This is a genomic window from Terrabacter aeriphilus (assembly GCF_039542985.1).
Lineage (GTDB): Bacteria > Actinomycetota > Actinomycetes > Actinomycetales > Dermatophilaceae > Terrabacter > Terrabacter aeriphilus.
The window spans coordinates 416,863-435,295 of the sequence record NZ_BAABIW010000006.1 but is presented as its reverse complement, the minus strand read 5'-3'; the positions used below and the strand labels follow the sequence as shown (position 1 = coordinate 435,295).

General features: G+C 72.9%; 15 protein-coding genes. 4 read left to right on the top strand and 11 right to left on the bottom strand.

Annotated features, from left to right (window positions below; all coding sequences use genetic code 11):
- Window positions 1-63 precede the first annotated feature (63 nt).
- From purL to ABD979_RS04255, 4 genes are all read right to left on the bottom strand, one after another.
- Window positions 64-2,382, bottom strand: coding sequence for a phosphoribosylformylglycinamidine synthase subunit PurL (purL, locus tag ABD979_RS04270; RefSeq protein ID WP_345506202.1), 2,319 nt, complete (start codon window positions 2,380-2,382; stop codon window positions 64-66).
- Window positions 2,379-3,074 (bottom strand): phosphoribosylformylglycinamidine synthase subunit PurQ, encoded by a 696-nt coding sequence (gene purQ / locus ABD979_RS04265; RefSeq protein WP_345506201.1) that lies wholly within the window; start codon window positions 3,072-3,074, stop codon window positions 2,379-2,381. The genes purL and purQ overlap by 4 nt, the downstream gene beginning before the upstream one ends.
- Entirely contained in the window at window positions 3,071-3,352 is a 282-nt protein-coding gene (purS, locus tag ABD979_RS04260; protein ID WP_345506200.1) for a phosphoribosylformylglycinamidine synthase subunit PurS, read from the bottom strand. The genes purQ and purS overlap by 4 nt, the downstream gene beginning before the upstream one ends.
- Window positions 3,353-3,468: 116 nt before the next feature.
- Window positions 3,469-4,098: an LURP-one-related family protein gene (locus tag ABD979_RS04255; protein WP_345506199.1), complete on the bottom strand. Its 630-nt coding sequence runs from the start codon at window positions 4,096-4,098 to the stop codon at window positions 3,469-3,471.
- Here ABD979_RS04255 and ABD979_RS04250 point away from each other — a divergent pair.
- On the top strand, window positions 4,097-4,249 hold the full coding sequence (locus ABD979_RS04250) for a hypothetical protein (RefSeq protein ID WP_345506198.1): 153 nt from the start codon (window positions 4,097-4,099) through the stop codon (window positions 4,247-4,249). The genes ABD979_RS04255 and ABD979_RS04250 overlap by 2 nt on opposite strands.
- Here the strand turns inward: ABD979_RS04250 and ABD979_RS04245 are convergent.
- From ABD979_RS04245 to ABD979_RS04235, 3 genes are read right to left on the bottom strand one after another with little or no spacing between them, the layout of a single operon-like run.
- A complete protein-coding gene (locus ABD979_RS04245) occupies window positions 4,230-5,123 on the bottom strand; it encodes a phosphoribosylaminoimidazolesuccinocarboxamide synthase (RefSeq protein ID WP_345506197.1) in 894 nt (297 codons plus the stop codon). The two genes, ABD979_RS04250 and ABD979_RS04245, sit on opposite strands and share 20 nt — an antisense overlap.
- Complete coding sequence (gene purD / locus ABD979_RS04240; RefSeq protein ID WP_345506196.1) at window positions 5,120-6,406, bottom strand: phosphoribosylamine--glycine ligase; 1,287 nt, start codon at window positions 6,404-6,406, stop codon at window positions 5,120-5,122. Before purD ends, ABD979_RS04245 begins: the two co-directional genes overlap by 4 nt.
- Before the next feature lie 10 nt (window positions 6,407-6,416).
- Window positions 6,417-7,046, bottom strand: a complete 630-nt coding sequence (locus ABD979_RS04235) for a GNAT family N-acetyltransferase (RefSeq protein WP_345506195.1) — start codon at window positions 7,044-7,046, stop codon at window positions 6,417-6,419.
- 59 nt (window positions 7,047-7,105) lie between these two features.
- On the opposite strand from ABD979_RS04235, the gene ABD979_RS04230 reads away from it, so the two are divergent.
- A complete protein-coding gene (locus ABD979_RS04230) occupies window positions 7,106-9,427 on the top strand; it encodes a HelD family protein (protein WP_345506194.1) in 2,322 nt (773 codons plus the stop codon).
- An 848-nt stretch (window positions 9,428-10,275) separates the two neighbouring features.
- On the opposite strand, the gene ABD979_RS04225 is transcribed toward ABD979_RS04230, so the two are convergent.
- Window positions 10,276-10,821, bottom strand: coding sequence for an adenosine deaminase family protein (locus ABD979_RS04225; RefSeq protein WP_345506193.1), 546 nt, complete (start codon window positions 10,819-10,821; stop codon window positions 10,276-10,278).
- Between ABD979_RS04225 and ABD979_RS04220 the strand changes: the two genes are divergently transcribed.
- Window positions 10,766-11,443, top strand: coding sequence for a M4 family metallopeptidase (locus ABD979_RS04220; protein ID WP_345506192.1), 678 nt, complete (start codon window positions 10,766-10,768; stop codon window positions 11,441-11,443). The genes ABD979_RS04225 and ABD979_RS04220 overlap by 56 nt on opposite strands.
- 78 nt (window positions 11,444-11,521) lie before the next feature.
- Here ABD979_RS04220 and lysS read toward each other — a convergent pair whose 3' ends face one another.
- Together lysS and ABD979_RS04210 are read right to left on the bottom strand one after the other, a co-directional pair.
- A complete protein-coding gene (gene lysS / locus ABD979_RS04215; RefSeq protein ID WP_345506191.1) occupies window positions 11,522-13,306 on the bottom strand; it encodes a lysine--tRNA ligase in 1,785 nt (594 codons plus the stop codon).
- A 14-nt stretch (window positions 13,307-13,320) separates the two neighbouring features.
- Window positions 13,321-14,634: an adenylosuccinate synthase gene (locus ABD979_RS04210; RefSeq protein ID WP_345506190.1), complete on the bottom strand. Its 1,314-nt coding sequence runs from the start codon at window positions 14,632-14,634 to the stop codon at window positions 13,321-13,323.
- 166 nt (window positions 14,635-14,800) lie between these two features.
- On the opposite strand from ABD979_RS04210, the gene ABD979_RS04205 reads away from it, so the two are divergent.
- Entirely contained in the window at window positions 14,801-15,409 is a 609-nt protein-coding gene (locus ABD979_RS04205; protein WP_345506189.1) for a hypothetical protein, read from the top strand.
- A gap of 48 nt (window positions 15,410-15,457) precedes the next feature.
- Here ABD979_RS04205 and ABD979_RS04200 read toward each other — a convergent pair whose 3' ends face one another.
- Entirely contained in the window at window positions 15,458-18,379 is a 2,922-nt protein-coding gene (locus ABD979_RS04200; protein WP_345506188.1) for an AfsR/SARP family transcriptional regulator, read from the bottom strand.
- Between the last annotated feature and the right edge of the window lie 54 nt (window positions 18,380-18,433).

Below are 18,433 nucleotides of genomic sequence, written 5' to 3'. Positions count from 1 at the left end.
CGGGCGGGGTCTCGTCGTGTGCGTCTCGTCGAACGTCTCTGCCGTCGAGGCGATTCGGGGCGCTCAGCCGCCGAAGACCGCCGGCAGCGTGAACGAGTGGGCCGACTTCAGCTCGGCCACCGAGAGCGCGAAGAGGCCAGGGACCTCGAGGTCGCGGCCACCGGTGACGCCGATGCGCACGTGCGGCACGTCGCCGAGCAGCGCCTCGAACTCCGACGCACGGCCCGAGGGCACCGCCACGAGCGCGCGGGCGCTCGACTCGGAGAAGAGCGCCGTGAACGCGTCGAGCGGGTTGCCCTCGTCGTCGACGCCCACGCGGTCGAGCCCGTCGATCGTCACGCCGACACCGTGGCGCATGCAGGCCTCCGCGAGGGCGACGGCGAGACCACCCTCGGAGAGGTCGTGCGCCGCCTCGACGAGGCCCGTGCCGGCGGCCGCGACGAGCACCCGACCGAGCGCCTGCTCGGCTGCGAGGTCGACCTTCGGCGGGTGGCCGCCGAGGTGCTTGTGCACGACGTGCGCCCACTCGGAGCCGTCGAGCTCGTCACGCGTCGTGCCGAGCAGGTAGACGTGCGCGTCGTCGCTGCGGAAGCCCGTGGCCGAGCGCTTCGCCACGTCGTCCATGACACCGAGCACGCCGATGACGGGCGTCGGGTGGATGGCGACGTCACCGGTCTGGTTGTAGAACGAGACGTTGCCCCCGGTGACGGGGATGCCGAGGAACTTGCACCCCTCGGCGATGCCGCGGATCGCCTCGCGGAACTGCCACATGACGCCCGGGTCCTCCGGCGAGCCGAAGTTGAGGCAGTCCGTGACCGCGAGCGGCGCTGCACCGGCGGTGGCGACGTTGCGGTAGGCCTCGGCGAGCGCGAGCTGCGCACCGGCATACGGGTCGAGCTTGGCGAAGCGGCCGTTGCAGTCGGCCGAGATCGCGACGCCGCGGCCGGTCTCCTCGTCGACGCGCACGACGCCGGCGTCGTCGGGCTGGGCGAGCGCCGTGTTGCCGAGGACGTAGCGGTCGTACTGGTCGGTGATCCACGACTTGTCGCAGAGGTTCGGCGAGCCGATGAGCGTGAGCAGCTGGGCCCGGATCTCCTCGCCCGTCTGCGGCTTGGCCAGCGCGGCCGTGCCCGCGGCGTTCAGCCCGTCGAGGTAGGCCGGCCGCTCGAGTGGGCGCTCGTACGTGGGCCCCTCGTGGGCGACCGAGCGCGGCGGCACGTCGACGATGGTCTCGCCGTGCCACGTGATGACGAGGTGCTCGCCGTCGGTGACCTCACCGATGACGGTCGCCTCGACGTCCCACTTGTCGGTGATCGCCATGAACTGCTCGAGGTGCTTCGGCTCGACGACCGCCATCATGCGTTCCTGCGACTCCGACATGAGGATCTCCTGCGGCTGCAGGCTCGCGTCGCGCAGCGGCACGAGGTCGAGCTCGACCTGCATGCCGCCGTCACCGTTGGAGGCGAGCTCGCTGGTGGCACAGGAGAGCCCGGCCCCGCCGAGGTCCTGGATGCCGTCGACGACGCCGGCCGCGTAGAGGTCGAGGCAGCACTCGATGAGCACCTTCTCGGCGAAGGGGTCGCCGACCTGCACGGCCGGGCGCTTCGTCGGGCCACCCTCGTCGAAGGTCTCCGAGGCGAGCACCGAGACGCCGCCGATGCCGTCGCCGCCGGTCTTGGCGCCGAAGAGGATCACCTTGTTGCCGACGCCCGAGGCCTTGGCGAGGTGGATGTCCTCGACGCGCATCGCGCCGACGCAGAGCGCGTTGACGAGCGGGTTGCCCTGGTAGCAGTCGTCGAAGACGACCTCGCCGCCGATGTTGGGCAGGCCGATGCAGTTGCCGTAGCCACCGACACCGGCGACGACACCCGGCAGCACGCGCTGGGTGTCGGGGTGGTGGAGGTTGCCGAAGCGGAGCGGGTCCATGACGGCGATGGGGCGCGCGCCCATCGACATGATGTCGCGGATGATGCCGCCGACGCCCGTCGCGGCGCCCTGGTAGGGCTCGACGTAGCTCGGGTGGTTGTGCGACTCGACCTTGAAGGTGACGGCCCAGCCGTCGCCGATGTCGACGACGCCGGCGTTCTCCCCGATGCCGACGAGGAGCTTCTCGCGCATCTCGTCGGTGGTGTTCTCACCCCAGAGCTTGAAGTGCACCTTGCTCGACTTGTAGGAGCAGTGCTCGCTCCACATGACGGAGTACATCGCGAGCTCGGCGATGGTCGGGCGGCGCCCGATGATCTCGCGGATGCTCGCGTACTCGTCCTCCTTGAGGCCGAGCTCGGCCCAGGGCTGCTCGACCTCGGGGGTGGCGCTCGCGTGCTCGACGGTGTCGAGGACGGGCGCCGCGGGAGCGGGCTGGGCGGTCTGGGTGTCGGTCATGCGGTGGCTGCGCTCTCGAGGGTCTGGCGGATGATCGAGGTGAAGAAGCCGCGACCGTCGAGGCTCGGGCCGTAGCCCGCCTCGACCGCGTGCTCGGGGTGGGGCATGAGCCCCACGACGTTGCCGCGCTCGTTCGTGATGCCGGCGATGTGCCGGTAGGAGCCGTTCGGGTTGCGGCCCTGCGCGTCCGGCACGTAGCGGAAGACGACGCGGCCCTCCCCCTCGAGCTCGTCGAGGGTGCGCTCGTCGGCGACGTAGCCGCCCTCGCCGTTCTTCAGGACGATCGTGATCTCCTGGCCGGCCTCGAAGTCGGCGGTCCAGGCGGTCGAGGCGTTCTCGACGACGAGCCGCTGGTCGACGCAGTTGAACTTGCGGTGGTCGTTGCGGATCAGCGCGCCGGGCAGCAGGTGGCTCTCGGTGAGGACCTGGAAGCCGTTGCAGATGCCGAGCACCGGCAGGCCGCCCTGCGCGGCCGGCACGAGCGCGTCCATGACCGGCGCGAAGCGCGCGATGGCGCCGCAGCGCAGGTAGTCGCCGTAGGAGAACCCGCCGGGGAGGATGACCGCGTCGACGCCCTTGAGGTCGGCGTCGCCGTGCCACAACGCGACGGCCTCGCCGCCGCACTCCCGCACGGCGCGGGCCGCGTCACGGTCGTCGAGGGAGCCGGGGAACGTGACGACGCCGATCCTCACTGCTCGGCGTCCTCGTCCTGCTCGGAGTCCTGCTCGAGGACCCGCACCGAGACGACGTCCTCGATGACCGGGTTGCTGAGCAGCTTCTCGGCGGCCTCGCGGGCCGCGGCGAGGTGCTCGTCCGTGACGTCTCCGTCGACGGTCAGCACGAAGCGCTTGCCCTGGCGGACGTCGGTGAATCCGGAGAACCCGAGCCGCGGCAGGGCGCCACCGACGGCCTGTCCCTGCGGGTCGAGGATCTCGGGCTTGAGCATGACGTCGACGACGATGCTTCCCATCAGTGGTGGTTCTCCTGCGCTCGCGGGGGTGGGGGCGACGTCCGGGAGGACGGCCACGAGTCTATCCGCCAGCGCGCACGCGGCGGACCGCGTCTCGACCGACCGGCCCGGCCGGCTCAGCGCGACTGGAGGGCGTCGAGCGCGACGGCCATCGCCAAGCCGACCCGCCAGTCGATCGCGCTGCCGTCGGCGAGGGCGGGCAGCTCCACGTGGTAGACGTCCTTGAGGCCGGCCTTCTTCGTCGAGCTGAGGGCGATCCGGCCGTCCTCCCCCGCGAAGTCGAAGTGGAAGAGGAACGGTCCGGGGAGCTCGCTGACGATCGGCAGCACCTCCCAGAGCCGACGCGCCACCGCCACCTTCGCGTTGCGCTCGCGGCCGACGAACTCGCGCCCGTCCGGCAGGCCGAGCGTCCACGTCGAGTTGAGGAGTGAGGCGCCGAACTGCTTCTTGAACCAGCCGATCGGCTGGCCCTGGCTGTCGGTGACGTCGTAGCCGGAGCCGAGGTCGAGCCGCTTGCGCGCCTTGAAGCCGAAGAGCGGGTGGGTCTTCGCGGCGTCGGTGAAGAAGGTGACCTGCTCCTTGGCCGCCATCCGCTTCTGCTCGGCGAAGCAGAGCAGGCCGAGCTCGCGGCCGGCGTCGTCGACGCGCACGATGTCGTAGCGGTTGACCATGAGGGTCAGCTTCTGCCGCAGCAGGTAGCGCTCGGCGGGGGCGTCAGGGGTGGCGTCGGCGACGGGCTCGGTCATGCCGACAGCGTATGCCGGGTGGCAGGCTCGTGCCGTGACCCACCTCGTGCGCCCTGCCGGCCCCGACGACCTCGCGGTCCTGCCCGCCCTCGAGCAGGCCGCGGACGAGGTCTGCGCGGCCTCGGGGTGGGCTAGAAGCGCTCGCCGGTGAGGCGCTCGTAGGCCTCGACGTACTTGGCCCGGGTGGCCTCGACGACGTGGGCGGGCAGCTCGGGCGGCGGGCCGCCGGCCGTGCGGTCCCAGCCCGACTCGGCCGAGGTGAGCCAGTCGCGGACGAACTGCTTGTCGTAGGAGGGCTGCGGGTGCCCGGGCTCCCAGAGCTCGGCCGGCCAGAAGCGCGACGAGTCGGGCGTCAGCACCTCGTCGGCGAGCACGAGGCCGCCGGAGCCGTCGGGCGCGACGCCGAACTCGACCTTCGTGTCGGCGATGAGGATGCCGCGGGCGGCCGCGATCTCGTTGCCGCGCGCGAGGATCGCGCGGGTGAGGCGCGACACCTCGGCCGCGACCTCGGCTCCGAGCTCGGCCGCCACCTCGTCGGGCGCCATGGGCAGGTCGTGCTCACCGACCGGGGCCTTGGTCGTCGGGGTGAAGACGGGCTCGGGCAGCTTCGAGCCGTCGACGAGACCCTCCGGCAGCGCGACACCCGAGACCGAGCCCTTGGCGCGGTACTCCTCCAGTCCGCCGCCGGTGAGGTAGGCGCGGGCGATGGCCTCGACCTTGAGCATCTGCAGCTTGCGCACGAGCACCGCGCGCCCGGAAACGGCGTCGGGCACGTCGGTCGAGACGACGTGGTTGGGCACGAGGTCGGCGAGCTGGTCGAACCACCACAGCGAGAGGCGGGTCAGCACGGCCCCCTTGTCGGGGATCTCGGGCGACAGCATCTCGTCGTAGGCCGACAGCCGGTTCGAGGCGACGAGGAGCAGCTGGTCGTCGACCACCTGCCCGTCGGCGTCGAGCGGCGCGTAGAGGTCGCGCACCTTGCCGGAGTAGACGTGGGTGTAGCCGGGCAGGTCGAGCGCGCTCATCGCGCTCCTCCCATCTCGAGGTCGCCGCGTTCGGCGCGCAGGGCGATGTCGGTGCGGTGGTGCGAGCCGTCGAGCTCGATGACGTCGACGGCGTCGTAGGCCGCCCGCCGGGCCTCGGCGAGCGAGGGCGCGACGGCCACGACGTCGAGCACGCGGCCACCCGCCGACACGAGCGCGCCCTCCGCGTCGAGGGCGGTGCCGGCGTGGAGCACGACGACGCCGGGCACCTCGGCGGCGGCGTCGAGGCCGGTGATGGGGTCGCCGGTGTGCGGCGACGCCGGGTAGCCCGCCGACGCGACGACGACGACGACCGCGTGGTCGGGCGACCAGCGGAGCGGGCCGAACTCGCCGAGGCCGCCGGTGGCCGCCGCGAGGAGCAGCTGGGCGAACGGCGTCTCGAGCCGGGCCAGCGTGGCCTGGCCGTCGGGGTCGCCGAAGCGGGCGTTGAACTCGATGACGCGCGGGCCGCGGGAGGTCAGGGCGAGACCGACGTAGAGCGTGCCGACGAACGGCGTGCCGCGGCGGCGCATCTCGTCGATCGTGGGTTGCGCGACGCGGCGCACGACGTCGTCGGCCAGGCCGTCCGGCGCCCAGTCGAGCGGCGAGTAGGCGCCCATCCCGCCGGTGTTCGGCCCGGCGTCGTCGTCACCGACCCGCTTGAAGTCCTGGGCCGGCGCGAGCGCGACGACGGTCTCGCCGTCGCTGAGGCAGAAGACCGAGACCTCCGGCCCGTCGAGGAACTCCTCGACGACGAGGCGGCCGTCGGGCTTGGCGAGGCAGGCGCGAGCGTGCTCGAGGGCCGCGTCGCGCGAGTCGGTGACGACGACTCCCTTGCCGGCGGCGAGCCCGTCGTCCTTGACGACGTGGGGGGCACCGAGCGCGTCCAGGGCCGCCTCGACCTGGTCGAGGCTCGTGCAGACGTGGGCGAGCGCGGTCGGCACGTCGGCGGCGGCCATGACCTCCTTGGCGAAGGACTTGCTGCCCTCGAGGCGGGCGGCCGCGGCGGACGGGCCGAAGACGGCGAACCCGGCCGACCGGCATACGTCCGCGACACCGGCGACGAGGGGCGCCTCGGGACCGACGACGACGAGGTCGACGTCGTACTCACGGGCGACGGAGACCACCGCGTCGCCGTCGTTGATGTCGACCGCCACGCACAGCGCGGTCGCGTCGATGCCGGGGTTGCCGGGAGCCGCGATGACGGCGTCGACCTCCGGGTCCGCCGCGACGGCCTTGACGAGAGCGTGTTCACGGGCACCGGAACCGAGCACGAGGACCTTCACGGCGACCAGCCTAGGGGGCCGCCACCCGCGCCAGCAGGCCCGCCCGGACCGTGGGCCACTCGTCGACGAGGATCGAGTGCACGGCGCTGTCGCGCCACGACCCGTCGGCACGGCGCACGTCCCGTCGGGTGATGCCCTCGAAGGTCGCGCCGAGGCGCTCGATCGCCGCGCGCGACCGCGCGTTGCGCACGTCGGTCTGGATCTTGACCCGCCCGAAGCCGCAGTCGTCGAAGGCGTGCGCGAGGAGCAGCAGCTTGCTCTCCGGGTTGACCTGCGTGCCCCACCAGCGCGAGCCGATCATCGTCCACCCGAGGTGCACGTGCTCCCGCACGACGTCGACGTCACCGAGTGAGCTCGACCCCACGACCGTGCCCGCCGGGCCGAGCGGGCCGTCCGCGACGAGCCGCATCGTGTATGCCGTGCGCCCCGCCGCGCGCGCGGCCACCGCGAGCGCCACGAGCTCCTCGGTGTCGGCCACCGACCGGTGCGGCCGCATCATCTCGAATCCGTGCTCGTAGCAGCGGGGGTCGGAGTAGACGGCGAAGAGTCCGGGCGCGTCGTCGGGCACGGTGGGCTCGAGGCGGACGACCCTTCCGACGAGCGGCGCGCCGGAGGGTGGCGTTGGGGCCTGCGGTGCCATGTCATGACAGTAGACTCGTTGGTTCCCGCGCCGCCTGCGGCTCCCCCTCGAGTCCTTGGATGTCAGTGAGCATGTCGAACGCATCGTCCCAGCGGACCACGACGCCCGGTCCGCGCGACATCACGCCGGTGCCGGCACCGGGCGGCCCGGAGGAGCTCGCCCGCGAGATCGCCGTCGAGCAGGCCCACGTCGACCGGGTGCACGAGGAGCTGGCCAAGGCCGGCCTGCGCGCCGACACCGTGCAGGCCGAGGGCCTGGCGCGCACCGAGTTCGGCCGGCTCGTCGAGATCGGCGACGCCGAGGGGGCCGGGCTCTTCGAGCGCGACGCCCTGATGTTCCACGCCGCGAAGCGGCGCACGGCGCTCGACACCCAGTACGAGGGGCTCGTCTTCGGCCGCCTCGACATCGACCACGCCATGCTGCGGGCCGACGTCGCCGCCGGCACCGCCGCCTCGGGCAACGGGCACCGGCCCACGACGACGAGCGACGACCGCGAGGTCCGCTACATCGGGCGTCTCGGCGTGCGCGACGACGACTACGAGCCACTCGTCATCGACTGGCGCGCCCCGGCGGCGTCGGCCTTCTACCGCGCGACGCCCACCCAGCCGATGGGCGTGCTCCGCCGCCGCGTGCTCCGCAGCCGGGGCACGACCGTCATCGGGGTCGAGGACGACCTCATGGTGCCCGAGGCCCCCGACGACCTCGTCGTCGTCGGCGACGGCGCGCTCATGGCGGCCCTGACGCGCAGCCGCGGCGAGCGCATGCGCGACATCGTCGCGACGATCCAGGCGCACCAGGACGAGGCGATCCGGGCGAGCGCGCGCGGCGTCACCGAGATCACCGGCGGCCCCGGCACGGGCAAGACGGTCGTCGCCCTGCACCGCGCGGCCTACCTGCTCTACTCCGACCGGCGGCGCTTCGAGTCCGGCGGCATCCTCGTCATCGGCCCGTCGGGGGCCTACACGGCCTACATCGAGCGCGTGCTGCCCTCGCTCGGCGAGGAGAGCGTCGTGCTCCGGGCCCTCGGCGACGTCCTCGACGTCGTGCACACCGAGCGGCACGACTCCCCCGCGGTCGCCCGCACCAAGGGCTCGACCCGCATCCGGACCCTCCTCGGTGCAGCTGCCCGCGGCCGGGTGCCCGACGCCCCCACGGAGTTCCGGGCCATGGTGGCCGGGAGGCCCGTGCGGCTCGAGGCCCGCGACCTCGACCGGGTGCGCTCGCAGGTGCTGCGCCAGCACCAGCGCAACACCGCCACCGGTGCGGCCCAGGCGGCGCTCGGTGAGGCCGCGTGGGCCACCCTGGGCGTCAGCGGCGACCGGGAGGCCAAGGCCGAGTTCCTCGACCGGTGGGAGGACCACCTCGACGTCGAGGCGTTCATGCAGGCGTGGTGGCCGCAGGTCGACCCCCGCGAGGTGCTCCTCTGGCTCGCCGACCCCGCCCTCGTGCGCCGGCACGCGCGCGGCACCCTCCGCGACGAGGAGGTCGGCCCGCTCGCGGCGTCCTTCGCCCACGCCCTCGCGACCGGCTCGTGGTCGGTGGCCGACGTCGCGCTCATCGACGACCTCTCGGCGCGCGTGGGCCCGGTGCAGGAGGCCGAGCAGGAGGAGCGCGGTTTCTACGAGATCGAGGAGCTCGAGGACCTCAGCTCCTACGGCGTCACCGAGGTGCAGCCCGTGCGCAGCGCCGCCCGCGACAGCTCGAGCGCCGTCGCCCCGACGGAGCCGCGCGAGCGGCTCCTCGCCGGTCGCATCGACCGCACCGACGAGTACGCCCACGTCCTCGTCGACGAGGCGCAGGACCTCTCCCCCATGCAGTGGCGGATGATCGGCCGCCGCGGGCGGCACGCCTCGTGGACCGTCGTCGGCGACGCCGCCCAGGCGTCGTGGCCGGACGCCGCCGAGGCCGCCGCCGCGCGCGAGGAGGCCTTCGGCTCGCAGGCGCGCCAGCGCTTCCACATGGACACGAACTACCGCAACGCGCGCGAGATCTTCGACCACGCGGCCGAGGTCGTGCGCCGCGAGGTGCCCGACGCCGACATCCCCCAGGCCGTGCGCGAGACCGGGGTGCAGCCGGTGCTGGCCCCGCTCGGCGACGACCCGCTCGCCACGGTGCGCGAGGCCGTCGGCGCCCTGCTCGGCCAGGTCGAGGGGGCGATCGCCGTCATCGCGCCCGCCGCCCACGCCGAGCGGCTGGGGCCGGTCTCGGGCTCCGGTGAGGGGCGCGTGCAGGTCATCGACCCGATGTCGACCAAGGGCCTGGAGTACGACGCCACGGTCGTCGTCGACCCGGACGAGATCACCCGCGAGTCGCCGGGCGGCATCCGCGTGCTCTACGTCGCCCTGACCCGTGCTGCGCACCGGATGACCGTGCTGTCGTGAGGCGCGAAGGTAAAGAGTTGTTCAACAAATGAGGGAACTCTCCCGCTGAGCCCACGGCGGGGTGATCATTGACCTATCGCCAAGGAGCGCGAACACACCCTCCCCGCCGTCTCCACATCCCCCTCGAGACCCTTGGCGAAACGGCACACACAGTCCCGTCCCCCAGGCGTGGACGCCGCACCGGGTGAGGGACGAGATGCACCCCCCCTGCATCTCGCCCCTCACCCGCTCCCATGTCCGCGCCGTGTCCGCCCGGCCGTCCCGACGGACCGCCACGAAGCTGCGCGCGGACGAGGTCAACGCACGCTCAGCGGGCGCCGCGCGGGTGCCGTGGTTCTCGAAGCCCTCGGCTTCGACGACGGTGCCCAGCTCGGGGTCCGCGAGGTCCACCCGGGCGTGGAAGTCCTCGCCGGCGACGACGTGCTGCGGCGTCACGTGCAGCTCGGCGACCCGGAGGCACTGCGCGCGCAGCACCGACTCGAAGGGGTTGGCCGCCCTGGGGTCGGCGTGGCGCAGCACCCCGACCACCGTGCGCCGCGGGCCGGAGCTCGCGCCCGCGCGGGAACGTCAGCTGCGGCAGCTCCGGCTCGTGCTTGACGGCCCAGCCCCAGTGCAGCGCCGCGGTCAGGTGCGAGGCCGTCGCGCAGAGTGCCTCGGCGGTCGTCCGCGCCGCGAGCAGGCTCGGCAGGCCGTAGCGGCCGCGCCGCAGTCGCACCACCGTCCCGCTTGCGACGGCGCGGCGCAGCTGCCGCCGCCGCACCAAGAACCGCAGCTCTGATTACCGCGCGCTGCCGCCGCGGTTCGTGGCGGTCCGTCGGCACGCCGAGGCCGTATGCCGCCCGGCGCGGTCAGCCGGTGGGCTGGAGGCTGCGACGCAGCGAGGTCTCGAGCAGGCGGTCGACCTCGGCGTCGGTGAGCGACCAGGCGGCCGCGCAGCGAACCAGCTCGTCGACGAGGCCGATGCCGACGAAGCCGGGGATGTCGGTGCTCAGCGTGACGTCGACCCCGGCCCGCAGCAGCACGGGCAGCGGGTGGCTCGCGAGGTCGGGCACGATGCCGAGCGCGACGTTGGACGACGGCGCCATGTCGACGCAGACGCCGCGCTCGCGGAGCTGCTCGACCAGGGCCGGGTCGTCCTGCGCCCCGACGCCGTGGCACAGCCGGACGGGGTCGAGGGCGAGCGCCGCCCGCACCCCGGCCGCGCCGGTGCCCTCGCCGCAGTGCGGCACGACCGGCAGCCCACCGGCGGCCGCGCGGGCCAGCGGCTCCGCGAACCGGCCGGGCGGGTTGGCCGCCTCGGCGCCGGCCAGGCCGACGGCCACGACGCCCCGCAGCCTCGTGCACGTCGGCACCAACTGGGTCAACGCCTCGTGGAGCGACACCTGCTTCTGCATGCGCTACGGCGACGGGGACGGCGTCAGCTACGGCCCCCTCGTGTCGCTCGACGTGGCCGGCCACGAGATGACCCACGGCGTCACGTCGGCCACGGCCGGCCTCGCCTACCGCCGTGAGTCCGGCGGCCTCAACGAGTCCACGTCCGACGTCATGGGCACCATGGTCGAGTTCACGGCCGCCACGACCGGCGACCCGGGCGACTACCTCATCGGTGAGCGCTTCGCCATCGGCGCCGGCAAGCCGCTGCGCTACATGGACCAGCCCAGCAAGGACGGCGCCTCGGCGAACTGCTGGACCAAGAGCGTCGGGACGCTCGACGTCCACTACTCCTCCGGCGTCGGCAACCACCTCTTCTACCTGCTGTCCGAGGGCAGCGGCGCGAAGACCCTGAACGGCGTCAGCTACAACAGCCCGACGTGCAACGGGTCGTCGGTGACCGGCATCGGCCGCGCCGCGGCCGCCGCGATCTGGTACCGCGCCCTGACGACGTACTGGACCTCGTCGACGAACTACGCCGGTGCGCGCGCCGGGATGCTCTCGGCAGCCAAGGACCTCTACGGCGCCGGCAGCACGCAGTACGACGCCACGGCCACCGCCTGGTCTGCCGTCGGTGTCAACTGACCCACGGGCCTGACGCACGGAGGTGCCCACTCGACTTCCGTCGAGTGGGCACCTCCGTCCAGACCCTGCGAGCTTCGCTCAGTGGCCGATGAGCGTGCGCACGCGGTCGGCGCCGACGGCGAGGAGCAGCGTGGGCAGCCGCGGCCCGGTGTCCTTGCCGACGAGCAGCCGGTAGACGAGCACGAAGAAGGCGCGCTGCGCGGCCGAGAGCTCGGGGTCCTTGACCTTCGCGTCGGGGTCGATGCCGCGCTGGACCTTCGGCACGCCATAGACGAGGTGGGTCAGGCCGTCGAGCGACCAGTGGCGGTCGAGGCCGTCGGCGAGCAGCCGCAGGGCCTCCCTCTCGGTGTCGTCGAGGCTGCCGAGCAGCTCGGCGTCGGGCTCGGCCCGCACGACGGTGCGGTCCTCGGCCGGCACGTAGCCGAGCATCCAGCGCTCCGCGCAGTCGAGCCGGGGGCGCAGGTCGTCGGTCGACTCGACGGGGCGGTCGGGCTCGAGCTCGCCGAGGATGCGCACGGCCTGCTCCTCGTCGCCCTGGGTCACGTCGATGACCGAGGCGATGGTACGGAACGGCATCGGGCGAGGCGTCGCGGGCAGCGGACCGGCCGCGGTGGACGTCGCGCGCAGGTGCGCGGCGAGGTCACCGGCCTGCGCCGAACCGTCGGCGACCTTGCGGTTCAACGCATCCCACTCGTCGTAGAGGCGCTGCAGCTCGGGGCCGAAGGCGACGTCGAAGCTCTGGTTGGGCCGTCGGCGGGCGTAGAGCCAGCGCAGCACCGGCGCCTCCATGACCTCGAGCGCGTCGGTCGGGATCGGCACGCCGCCCTTGCTCGAGCTCATCTTCGCCATGCCGGCGATGCCGACGAAGGCGTACATCGGACCGACGGGCCGCTCCCAGCCGAAGACCGGCGCGAGGTCCTTGCCGACGACGTAGCTGCTGCCGGGGCTCTGGTGGTCGACGCCGGAGGGCTCGAAGAGCACGTGCTCGTGCGCCCAGCGCATCGGCCAGTCGACCTTCCACACGAGCTTGCCGTTCGTGAAGGTGTCGAGGTCGACGGTCTCGGTGTGGCCGCACCTCGTGCAGGCGTAGGTGAGGGCGTGGCTGTCGTCGTCGTAGGCCGTGACGGTCGTGAAGTCGGTGCCGCACGCGCTGCAGAAGGGCTTGTAGGGGTAGTAGCCGGCCTTGCCCTCGCTGCCGTCGTCCTCGGACGCGGCGCCCGAGCCGCGCTCGGCCTCGGTGGCGGCCGCGGCCTGCTCCTCGGTCAGCTTGGCCGCCTTCTGCTGCTGCTGCTGGCCGCCCTTGCCCTTGCCGGTCGCCTTCTGGCGGGCCGCGTCGGCGGCCTCTAGCGTGCGGTACTGGTCGAGCACCTTGTCGATGGCGAAGCGCTCGCGCATCGCGAGGATGACCTGGTCGCGGTAGACCCCCGCGCGGTACTGCTCGGTCTGGCTGATCTGGCGCACCTCGATGCCGGTGGCGGCCATGGCCTCGATCAGCGGCGCCTTGAAGTGCTCCGCCCAGCTCGAGTGCGGCGAGCCGGCGGGCGGCGGCACGGCGGTGAGCGGCATACCGATGTACTGCTCCCACGAGTCGTCAACTCCCGCAAGGTTCTTCGGCACGCGGCGGAAGCGGTCGAAGTCGTCCCAGCTGAGGATGTGCTCGCAGGCGATCCCGCGCCGCTTGATCTCGTCGGCGACGAGGTGCGGCGTGATGAGCTCCCGGAAGTTGCCGAGGTGGATCGGGCCCGACGGGCTGATGCCCGAGGCGCAGACGATCGTCTCGCCGGGGTTGCGCTGCTGGGCCTCGGCGACGACCTCGTCGGCCAGACGCGTGACCCAGTCGAGCGGGGCGACCTCTTCAGTCATGGCTTCCTCACGCATCAGACGACGTCGGCCTGGGGGTTGAGCGGGAAGCGCTCGATGATCTCGTCGCGTCCCGGGCCGACGCCGATCGCGGAGACGCGGGCACCGATGAGCTCCTCGACGCGCAGCACGTAGGCCTGGGCGTTGGCCGGCAGCTCCTCGAAGGTGCGGCAGGCCGTGATGTCCTCCCACCACCCGTCGAGCTCCTCGTAGATCGGGGTCGCGTGGTGGAAGTCGGTCTGGTTGACCGGCATCTCGTCGTGCCGCACGCCGCCCACGTCGTAGGCGACGCAGACCGGCACCTTGGGCAGCCCGGTGAGGACGTCGAGCTTGGTGATGACGAAGTCGGTGACGCCGTTGATGCGCGTGGCGTAGCGGCCGACGACGGTGTCCATCCAGCCGCAGCGACGCGGACGGCCGGTCGTCGTGCCGTACTCGGCGCCCGTCTTGCGGAGGAACTCGCCGTTGTCGTCGTGCAGCTCGGTCGGGAACGGGCCCTCACCGACGCGCGTCGTGTAGGCCTTGAGGATCGCGATGACGGAGTCGATGCGCGTCGGGGGCACGCCCGAGCCGGTGCAGGCGCCGGCGGCGACGGCGTTGCTCGAGGTGACGTAGGGGTAGGTGCCGTGGTCGACGTCGAGCAGGGTCGCCTGGCCGGCCTCGAAGAGCACCGTCTCACCGCGGTCGAGCGCCTGGCTCAGCACGAGGCTCGTGTCGGCGACCATGGGGGCGAGGCGGGCGGCATACGACAGCAGCTCCTCGACGACCTCGTCGACCTCGGCCCCGCGGGTGTTGTAGATCTTGGCGAGCAGCTGGTTCTTCAGCGAGAGCGCCGCCTCGACCTTCTGGCGCAGGATGCCCTCGTCGTAGAGGTCCTGGATGCGGATGCCGACGCGGTTCATCTTGTCGGCGTACGTCGGTCCGATGCCGCGGCCGGTCGTGCCGATGCGGCGCTTGCCGAGGAAGCGCTCGGTCACCTTGTCGATGGTGCGGTTGTAGCTCGGGATGACGTGCGCGTTGGCGCTGACGAGCAGCTTGCTCGTGTCGACGCCGCGCGCGTCGAGGCCGTCGAGCTCCTCGAAGAGCACGGAGAGGTCGATGACGACGCCGTTGCCGATGACCGGCACGCAGTTGGGGCTGAGGATGCCGGAGGGCAGCAGGTGCAGCGCGTACTTCTCGCGCTTGCCGTCCTTCTCGATGACGACGGTGTGGCCGGCGTTGTTGCCGCCGTTGAACTTGACGACGTAGTCGACGCTGCTGCCGAGCAGGTCGGTCGCCTTGCCCTTGCCCTCGTCACCCCACTGCGCTCCGACGAGCACGATTGCCGGCATCGGTCTGCCTTCCGGTTGCGGTTGAAGCCAACCGCAAGGTTATCGGTTCGTGACGCGTGCCCCGACGGCGCCCGCCGGCCGGCCCGCGCCCCACGAGGCGCTTAAGCGCTTCTTTAGCGCCTCGCGCGACGGTGTCCCCGTCAGCACCTCTCGGAAGGAGCCCACGATGGACACCACGACGGACACCACGACCACACCCCCAATCCGCCACCGGCCTCGCCTGCGTCGTTCGCTCACGAGCCTCGTCGTGGCCGTCCTGACGGTGCTCGTCGGCATCCTCCAGGCGCCGGGGGCATCGGCCCTGCAGTACTACAACGCGTCGGGGTGGTACGGAGGCGTGACGCCGTACAAGGTGACGCACTTCGACTACTGGACCCCCGGGCCCGGCTCCGTCGTGATGGCGGGCCTGCACGTTCCCGGCCCCCTGGTCACGCGCTCGAACGGCTCGACCGGGCTGCAGAAGGTCGGCATCACGTACGTCATCACGCGGTACCTCTCGAACGGGTTCACCTCGACGGAGCAGTGGAGCTCCTACTACTGGCTCCCGGCAGGCACCACCCAGGCGCGACTCGGCGACCACAAGCAGAGCGCAACGGCCACCGGCGGCCGGTTCAACGTCCGTACCGGCCTCGTCTGGTACGACTCCTCCAACCGTTGGCTCGGCCAGCGCGCCATCGACTACAACGGGGGGTTGAGCGACTACGCCTGCACGTACAGCCACTACGTGGCATGCCTCGTCTACAACGGCTCGATCTCGATCGGCAACCGCCGCTGAGGCATCGTGGGGCGACCGGTCGCTCTCCGGGGGAGCGGCCGGTCGGCGTCAAGGGTCGAGGAGGGCGTCGATGACGCGTTCGGCCGTGGCGCCGCCCAGCTCGGCGCGGACCTCGAAGTCCCGTCCGAGCCGGGACCGCGCACCGTCGACCTCGGCCACGACGCCGGCCGGCAGCTGGCTGCGGACCGAGATGCGGGTGTCGCGCAGCAGCCCCTCGGCTGCGCCCCAGAGGCGCGCAGCCGTCGGGTCCTGGCGCGCGACGGCCGCACACACGGCCAGCAGCGCCAGCCGCACCGCCTGCTGGAAGGGGTCTGGCAGGTGATCACGTCCGAGTCGAAGACCCTCGAGGAGACAACCGCGCGCCTCACCCGGGCGCACGGCACACACGAGGGCGAGTCCGCGCAGGGTGAGCACCTGGGCCCGCAGGGCCACCGAGTCCTGGCGCACGACGAGGTCGAATGCCTCCTCCGACACGGCCAGTGCCTCCTCCACCCGCCCCAGCCCGACCAGGTCGTCGACCATCGAGGTGAGGACGTTGACGACGTCGTACTCGTCGCCGCGGCCGCGGAGCGTCACGAGCGCGGCCCGGTGGGCCTCGAGCGCGGCGGCGAAGTCACCCGCGTACGCCGCGACGTAGCCGGTGATGTCGTTGGCGAGGTTGAGCAGCGTCGGGTCGGCCGACGCCGCGGCCAGCGCAGAGGCCGCCGCCGCAGCCGCCGTGGCGTCCTCGATCGCGTCCCGTTGCGCCGAGATCGCCGCCCGCACGCACCAACCGTTCACGAGGACCCGGTCGACGGGCCCGACGCCGTCCGGGTCGGTTCCGACGCGATCGAGGGCGGCGGCCAGGATCGCCTCCGCCTCCGGATCCCCGGCGTATGCCGCGAAGGTGCCTCGCAGGACCTGGAGGCGCCACCCGTTCACACCGTCCGAGCCGGCCAGTCCGCAGGCCGCCTCGATCCACCGACGGGCCTCGGTGATCCGTCCGGAGAGCAGCCAGTACCGGTGCAGCGCCAGGACGAGGGCCGCCAGCTCGTCAGCGAGCTCGAGATCCCTGGCCCGTGCCAGGGCGCCGCGGAGGGGGTCCTGGTCACGTGCCACGAGGGCAAGGACCGCATCGTCGTGCCGGTCGAGCAGGGGCGGGGTCAGCCCCTCGACCCAGGTGCGCACCCGGGCCACGACCGCGGTTGCGTCGACGGGTCGCGATCCGTCCGTGCGGCGCCGAACGAACTCGCGGATCGGTCGGCGCAGGCGCACTCGCCCGTCGTCGTCGTGGTCGGCGAGCCCGGCGTCGACGAGGTCCTCGACGGCGTCGATGACGGATCCGCCGGGTGCGGGCCCGAACACGGTCTCGACGAGGTCGAGCGACATCCACCCATCCAGCTCCGCCACGCGCGGCAACAGCTCTCGAGCAGTCGGCTCGAGCGCCTCGATCGACGACACGACGACGGCTGCGAGGCTCGCCTGCCGCGCTGGCCCGTCACGACGACGGGTCCGCTCGAGGCCGGAGTCGCCACCGGCCTCGAGCCGCGCGGCGATCTGCTCGACCGTGAGCACGCGGGCACGCGCCGCCACCAGGCCGATCGCGAGCGGTATGCCGTCGAGCGCGGCGCAGACGCGCTCACCGGCCTCGATCGCGGCCGTGCGGTCGAGCGACGCCCGCACCCGCCCCACCCGCTCGAGGAAGAGCTCGGCGGCCGGTGAGGGACGCCCGTCACTCGACCGGAGCGACAACGGCGCCACGGGCACGACCACCTCGTCCCGCACACGGAGGGGACGGCGGCTGGTCGCGAGAATCGTCAGACGGCCGACCTCGAGGATCCCGACCAGCACCGCGCCGAGCCCCTCGACCTGCTCGATGTTGTCGAGGACCACGACCGTGCCGGCCTCGACGACGGCGAGGGCCTCAGCGGGATCGTCCCCGGGATCGATGCCGAGCTGACGGCAGAGGCGGTCGAGCGCACCCGACGGCTCGCTCTCCGACTCCAGCTCGCAGAAGACGACCGGGCGGCCGCACTCGGACCACCGGTGCCCGACGGCCACCGCCACGGAGGTCTTGCCGATGCCCCCGAGACCGACGAGGTTCACCAGCCGTGCGGTCCCGAGGCGCTCGACCACCGCCGCGACGAGATCGTCGCGACCGACGAAGGGTTCCGGGAGCGCGGGCAGCCCGGTCGCGGCTGCATCCGGGACGGCGCCGCGCTCGGCCGGCGCCGAGGGAGGCAGGGGCGGCTCGAGGTCCTGTCGGAGGATCGACAGCTCGAGCGCCGCGAGCTCGGGCGAGGGATCGATGCCGAGCTCGTCGCCGAGGCGACGGCGCACCTCGGAGCAGGTGTCGAGCGCCTCGGCCTGCCGCCCCGCGTGGTAGCGGGCGGTCGCCAGGAGGCACCACGCCCGTTCCTCGAAGGGACGCTCGATCGTCACCTGCCGGGCCACCCGGATCGCGTCCTCGAGCGCTCCGGACCGAAGCAGACCGTCCGCGCGGTCGACGAGGGCCGCCACCCGCGTGTCGTCGAGCGCGCGACCCGAGTCCGCGTGGAAGGGGAGAGACTCGAGACCGCTGAGTGGTGACCCCCGCCAGAGCGACAGGGCGTCGTCCAGCAGGCGTGCCGCGCGGACCGGGTCGCCGGCGCGTAGGGCGGAGCGGCCCTCGGAGACCCCCCGCTCGAAGTCGGTGACGTCCACGGCCAACGACGGCCCCACCAGGCGGTAGGCGTCACCGTCACGCTCGATGAGCGCGGCGTCGCCGCCCAGGACCTTGCGCAGCCCGCTCACGTAGACCTGGACGGCCGTGCGCGCGCTCTCGGGCGGCGCACTCCCCCACACGGCGTCGATGAGCTGGTCGGTCGAGGCGAGCCGGGGCGACCGGAGCGCGAGCACGGCGAGCACCGCACTCTGCTTGGCGCCCCCCACCGGGCGCTCGGTCCCGTTCACGACCACGCGGACGGGACCGAGGAGCCGCACCTCCGTCACGGGACCGATTGTGGCCAACCGCGCCGGCTGCCGGGGACCTTTCGCCGCATCGGG